This window comes from Streptomyces sp. 8L (genome assembly GCF_020176795.1).
Lineage (GTDB): Bacteria > Actinomycetota > Actinomycetes > Streptomycetales > Streptomycetaceae > Streptomyces.
This window is the reverse complement of record NZ_JAIUKE010000568.1, coordinates 1-5,474: the sequence shown is the minus strand read 5'-3', so window position 1 is coordinate 5,474 and position 5,474 is coordinate 1. Positions and strand designations below refer to the sequence as shown.

Annotated in this window: 3 protein-coding genes; all 3 read right to left on the bottom strand. The window is 74.8% G+C overall.

The genetic code is table 11. From position 1 onward, the window contains the following. Positions 1 to 196: 196 nt before the first annotated feature. Positions 197 to 1,639, bottom strand: a complete 1,443-nt coding sequence (locus LCE31_RS34490; protein ID WP_225021573.1) for an NAD-dependent malic enzyme — start codon at positions 1,637 to 1,639, stop codon at positions 197 to 199. Positions 1,640 to 2,139: 500 nt separating this feature from the next. Continuing rightward, complete coding sequence (locus tag LCE31_RS34485; RefSeq protein ID WP_374118649.1) at positions 2,140 to 4,623, bottom strand: HelD family protein; 2,484 nt, start codon at positions 4,621 to 4,623, stop codon at positions 2,140 to 2,142. A 63-nt stretch (positions 4,624 to 4,686) separates the two neighbouring features. Beyond that, positions 4,687 to 5,474 (bottom strand): RNA polymerase subunit sigma (locus LCE31_RS34480; RefSeq protein ID WP_225021571.1); only part of this gene is annotated, 788 nt, incomplete at its 5' end.

Genomic DNA, 5,474 nt, shown 5'->3' with positions numbered 1-5,474 from the left:
TCCTGGTAGGAGGGTTCCTCGCGAGCGGGGGGGGGGGGGGGGGGGCGGGGGGGGCGGGGGGCGGGCGGGGGCCCGCCCCCCCCGCGCCCCCCCCCCCCGCCGCGCCGGCCCCCCCCCCCCCCGCCCCGCGCGGGGGGGCGGGGGCGGCCCCGTGCGGGGCCGGAACGGCGGGGGACCGCCCGGCGGGCGGGCCGGCTCAGTCCGCGATGCCGTCCGAGGAGGTGTCCACCGTCACGCCCGCCGCCTTGGCGGCGTCGCGCACCGCACCGGCGACGGCGCCGTGCACCTTGTCGTTGAAGACCGAGGGGACGATGTAGTTCGCGTTCAGCTCACCCTCGGTGACGACGTCCGCGAGCGCCTCGGCGGCGGCGAGCATCATCTCCGTGTTGACGGTGCGTGACTGCGCGTCCAGGAGGCCCCGGAAGACGCCGGGGAAGACCAGGACGTTGTTGATCTGGTTCGGGAAGTCCGAGCGCCCGGTGGCCACGACGGCGGCCGTCTCGCGGGCGATCGCCGGGTCGACCTCGGGGTCCGGGTTCGCGAGCGCGAAGACGATCGCGCCGTCCGCCATGGCGGCCACGTCGGTGCCGTCGAGCACGTTCGGGGCCGAGACGCCGATGAAGACGTCGGAGCCCGCCACGGCCTGCTTGAGCGTGCCCGTGACGCCCTCGGGGTTGGTGTTGTCCGCGATCCAGCGCAGCGCGGACCCGGGTGCCGCGTCGACGAGGTCCTCGCGGCCCGCGTGCACCACGCCGTGGATGTCGGCGACGACCGCGTGCTTGACGCCCGCCGCGAGCAGCAGCTTCAGGATGGCCGTACCGGCGGCGCCGGCGCCCGACATGACGACCCGGACGTCGCCGAACTCCTTGTTGACGACGCGCAGCGCGTTGGTCAGTGCGGCGACCACGACGATGGCGGTGCCGTGCTGGTCGTCGTGGAAGACCGGGATGTCCAGGGCCTCGCGCAGCCGCGCCTCGATCTCGAAGCAGCGGGGCGCGGAGATGTCCTCCAGGTTGATGCCCGCGAAGCCGGGCGCGATGGCCTTGACGACCTCGACGATGGCGTCGGTGTCCTGCGTGTCCAGGCACAGCGGCCAGGCGTCGATGCCCGCGAACCGCTTGAACAGGGCCGCCTTGCCCTCCATGACCGGCAGGGCCGCCTTCGGGCCGATGTTGCCGAGGCCGAGCACGGCGGAGCCGTCGGTGACGACCGCGACGGTGTTGCGCTTGATCGTCAGGCGGCGGGCGTCGTCCGGGTTCTGCGCGATCGCCATGGACACCCGCGCCACACCCGGCGTGTAGACCATGGAGAGGTCGTCACGGTTGCGGATGGGGTGCTTCGACTGCATCTCGATCTTGCCGCCGAGGTGCATCAGGAACGTACGGTCCGAGACCTTGCCGATGGCGACGCCCTCGATGCCGCGCAGCTTGCTGACGATCTGGTCCGCGTGCGCCGTCGAGCTGGCGGCGATCGTCACGTCGATCCGCAGCTTCTCGTGGCCGGACGCGGTCACGTCGAGACCGGTCACGGAGCCGCCGGAGGCCTCCACCGCCGTGGTGAGCTGGGAGACAGCCGTACCGCTCGCCGGAACTTCGAGCCGGACGGTCATCGAGTACGAGACGCTTGGCGCCGTTGCCATTGCCGAGTTCCTCTGCTTTCACTGAGCCGTTGTGCCGTTCCGCCGATCGGACGCAACCGGGGCGGAACCTTTCAGATGGTCGCACCTACCACTCAGTAATGACTAAAACCCGACTTTCGGAAAGGTACTTCCATCATGCGGAGGATAACAGTGGCGAATACAAGAAAAGCAGGCCCCCACCAACTTCTGGTGAAGGCCTGCTGACATATGAGCGGCACCGACCCGCCATGCTCGCCTCGCGGCAAGTGGTCGCTCGAAGCGACTATGGTTGGGCCCGGGGGCTTGGATCGAGCCGGTGCCGTATACAGGCTAACAAACGACCCCCGCTCCGTCTTCCCTGGCGCGGGACTCCCCGGACTTCCGCCGTCGGCCGCGGGCTTGGCGGCTGCCGTCGAACCGCCCAGCGCCCCGGAGCCCCGCGCAGGTCGGCGCGGCACGTGCCTCGCGGCCCGCGCCCGAAGCCCCGCCCGGCGTCCGGCTCCCTGGGTACGGCCGGGGCCTCAGTCGCGCAGCAGGTCCGGCACTCCGTCCGCGTCCGGCAGGTCCTTCGACGTCGAGACCACCGTCAGCTGCTGCGTCGCGCGCGTCAGTGCCACGTACAGGGTCCGCAGGCCCACCGACGCGGCCTGCCCGTCGGCGATCTCCGCCGGCGAGAGCAGGACCGTCGCGTCGTACTCCAGGCCCTTCGCCTCCAGGCTGCCGAGGGCGACCACACGGCCGCCGAGCCCCTCCACCCACCGCGCGAGCCGCGCGCGCCGGTCCATGGACCCCACCACGCCCACCGTGCCGTCCACGGTCTCCAGCAGGCGCCGCGTCTCCTCCCGTACGGCGGCGGCCAGCGCCACGTCCGAGTCGTCGGCCGCCACGCGGAACCGGGGGCGTACGCCGGTGGAGCGCACCGCCTTCGGGGACTCGGCGCCCGGCATCGCGAGGGCCAGCACCTTCGCGGCGAGTTCGGCGATCTCGGCCGGGTTGCGGTAGTTCACGGTCAGCGTGAAGCGGCGGCGCTGCCGGCTGCCCAGCGCCTCGTCGCGGGCCGCCGCCGCCTCGTCCGGGTCGGGCCAGGACGACTGGGCCGGGTCCCCGACGATCGTCCAGGTGGCCGTCCTGCCGCGGCGCCCGGCCATGCGCCACTGCATCGGTGTGAGGTCCTGCGCCTCGTCCACGATGACGTGCGCGTACTCGACACGCTCCGCCGCCAGCCGCTCCGCGCGCTCGCGCTGGCTCTCCTCGCGCCCCGGCATCAGCTCCTCAAGGCCGCTGAGCGCGTCGAGCGGGTCCAGGTCCCGGTGGACCCTGCGCGGGCGCGGCGGCGAGCCGAGCACGGCGTCGAGTTCGTCGAGGAGGGCCACGTCGTGCACGGACAGCGGGCCCGTGCCGTCCGCGCCCACGCGCCGCAGCGAACGGGCCAGCCTGCGGGTCTCCCCCGGCGTGAGGACGCGGCGCGCCCAGCGGCCGAGACGGCGTTCGTCGGCCATCGCGGCCAGCACCCGGCGCGGCGTCAGCTCGGGCCACCACGCGTCCAGGAACGCGGTGAAGTCGTCCTCCGACGACACGTCCTCGTCGAAGCCGCCGCGCAGTTCCGCGGCGAGCTCGGCGTCGCCGCGCGAGGCGTACTCGTCGGCGCGCGAGGCAGCGCCCGAACGCGCCCACAGGGCGTCGAGCAGCAGCTTGCGGGCGCGCGGGCGCAGCAGGTTGACGGGCGCCGTGCCGCCGAGCGCGGCCTGCCGGAGGCCGTGCAGCTCGTTCGCGTCCAGCTCGATGCGCCGGCCGAACGCGACGACCCGCAGCCGGTCCGTGCGCACCGGCGGGGCGTCCTCCGCCTCGTCGCGCGCGTCGTCCAGCGTGGCCTGCCCGCCGCTTCCGGCGCGGGGCGGCGGCGGTGCGGAAGCGCTCTCCAGCGCGCCCCTTGCCGCCTTGCGCAGGACGCGCGGCATCCGCGCCGAGCCCTTGATCCGGGCGACCGCCGGGTCGTCGTACGCCGTGGCCTCCGCGCCCTCGACCAGCGAGCCGAGCGCGCGGACCGCGACCTGGCCCTCCTCGCCGAGCGACGGCAGCACGCCCTCGGTGTACGCGACGAGCAGCGGTGTCGGAGAGACGACCAGGATGCCGCCCGCGTAGCGCCGCCTGTCCTGGTAGAGCAGGTACGCGGCGCGGTGCAGCGCGACGGCGGTCTTGCCGGTGCCGGGGCCTCCCGAGACCTCGGTGACGGCCGCGGCGGGCGCCCGCATCACGAGGTCCTGCTCGGCCTGGATGGACGAGACGATGTCGCGCATCGTGTGGCCGCGCGCCCGGCCGAGCGCGGCCATCAGCGCGCCGTCCCCGATGACGGGCAGCGGCGCGCCGTCCAGCGTGGCCGTCAGCTCCGGCCGCATCAGGTCGTCCTCGACGCCGAGGACGCGGCGGCCCTTGGAGCGGATGACCCGGCGCCGCACGACCCGGCCCGGGTCGACGGGCGTGGAGCGGTAGAACGGCGCCGCGGCGGGCGCCCGCCAGTCGATGACGAGCGGCGAGTAGTCGGCGTCCAGGACGCCGATCCTGCCGATGTGCAGGGTCTCGGCGATGTCGGCGGTGGCGTCGCCCCGTACGGCGTTCTCGGCGGGCTCGACCGAGGTGTACGCGCCGTCGGGTCCCTTCTTGCCGTCCTTGCCCGCGAGGAGGTCGATGCGTCCGAACAGGAAGTCCTCGAACTCGTTGTTCAGCCGGGACAGGTGCACTCCCGCCCTGAAGACCTGCGCGTCCCGCTCGGCGAGCGCGCCGGGGGTGCCCACCTGGCCGCGCTTGGCGGCGTCGGCCATCAGGAACTCCGCCTCGTGGATCTTCTCCTCCAGCCGGCGGTAGACGCGGTCGAGATGGTCCTGCTCGACCTCGACCTCACCGGCGCGTGCGGAGTCGTCCGCCGGGCCCGGGACGCCCGTCCCCGGCTCGGTACCTGATTCCGCCGCGGCTCCGGCGCAATCGACAGCGGCATCCTGCGCGGCCACCCGGGGCCCCCTTCACGACGTGCTACGAGAGCCGTCAACCGTACGCGACGGGGGTACCCGGTGTCAGGCCGGAACCCGCACAAGCCGCTTGCCGTCGAACGTGGTCACGTCGAAGTGGTCGATGTCCTTGGGCCGAACGGCCGTACCGCCCTGCACGTAGAGCGGCTGCCGGGTGGCGGAGTGCGGGCTGCCGGGCACCCCGTACCCCTGGTCGGGCACCGCCCAGGACGTCATGGTCTGCCGCTCGCCGGACTTCGAGACCGCGACGAGGCGGCACTTCAGCGGCCCCTGGACGTTCCGCAGCTCCATCACCGCGTCCGTCCCCCACGGCTTGTCCTGCACGGCGATGGTCGCGCTGACCCCGGTGGCGGCGTCGGTGGCGCTGTACTTCGTCGCCAGGGACCTGAAGTGCGCGCTCTCGCTGTTCGCGTCGGCCGCCCGGCGGGTGGTGGACGCGTGGTCGCCGGAGGTGGCCACGACGGCGGCCGTCGGCCCCCCGACGATCAGCACGGCGGCCGCCGCTGCCAGAAAGCGGCCGCGCCGCCGCCGCTTGGCGCGCCGCGCCGCCACCTCGTCGACCAGCCGGTCGAGCAGCTGCGGACTCGGCCGTACGGGGACGGCCGGGCCGCCGGAGCCCGCCGTTTCCCCGGGGCCCCGCCCGTCGGCGCCCGCCGCGTCGGCGAGGCCCGAGGCGGCGGCCTCCGCCGCGCCTTCGCGGCCCGCCGGCGCCACGGAGTAGGGCGCGGAGCCCGGTGCGGGGGCGGGGGGGGGGGGGCCGGCGGGGGGGGGGGGGGCGCCGGGGCGCGGGGGGGGGGGGCGGGCCCGCGCCGCGGCGCCGGGGGGGGCCCCCC

Bases quoted from the DNA above. Each gene is read 5' to 3' on its own strand.
- LCE31_RS34490 (WP_225021573.1), bottom strand. From the start codon at position 1,639: ATGGCAACGGCGCCAAGCGTCTCGTACTCGATGACCGTCCGGCTCGAA.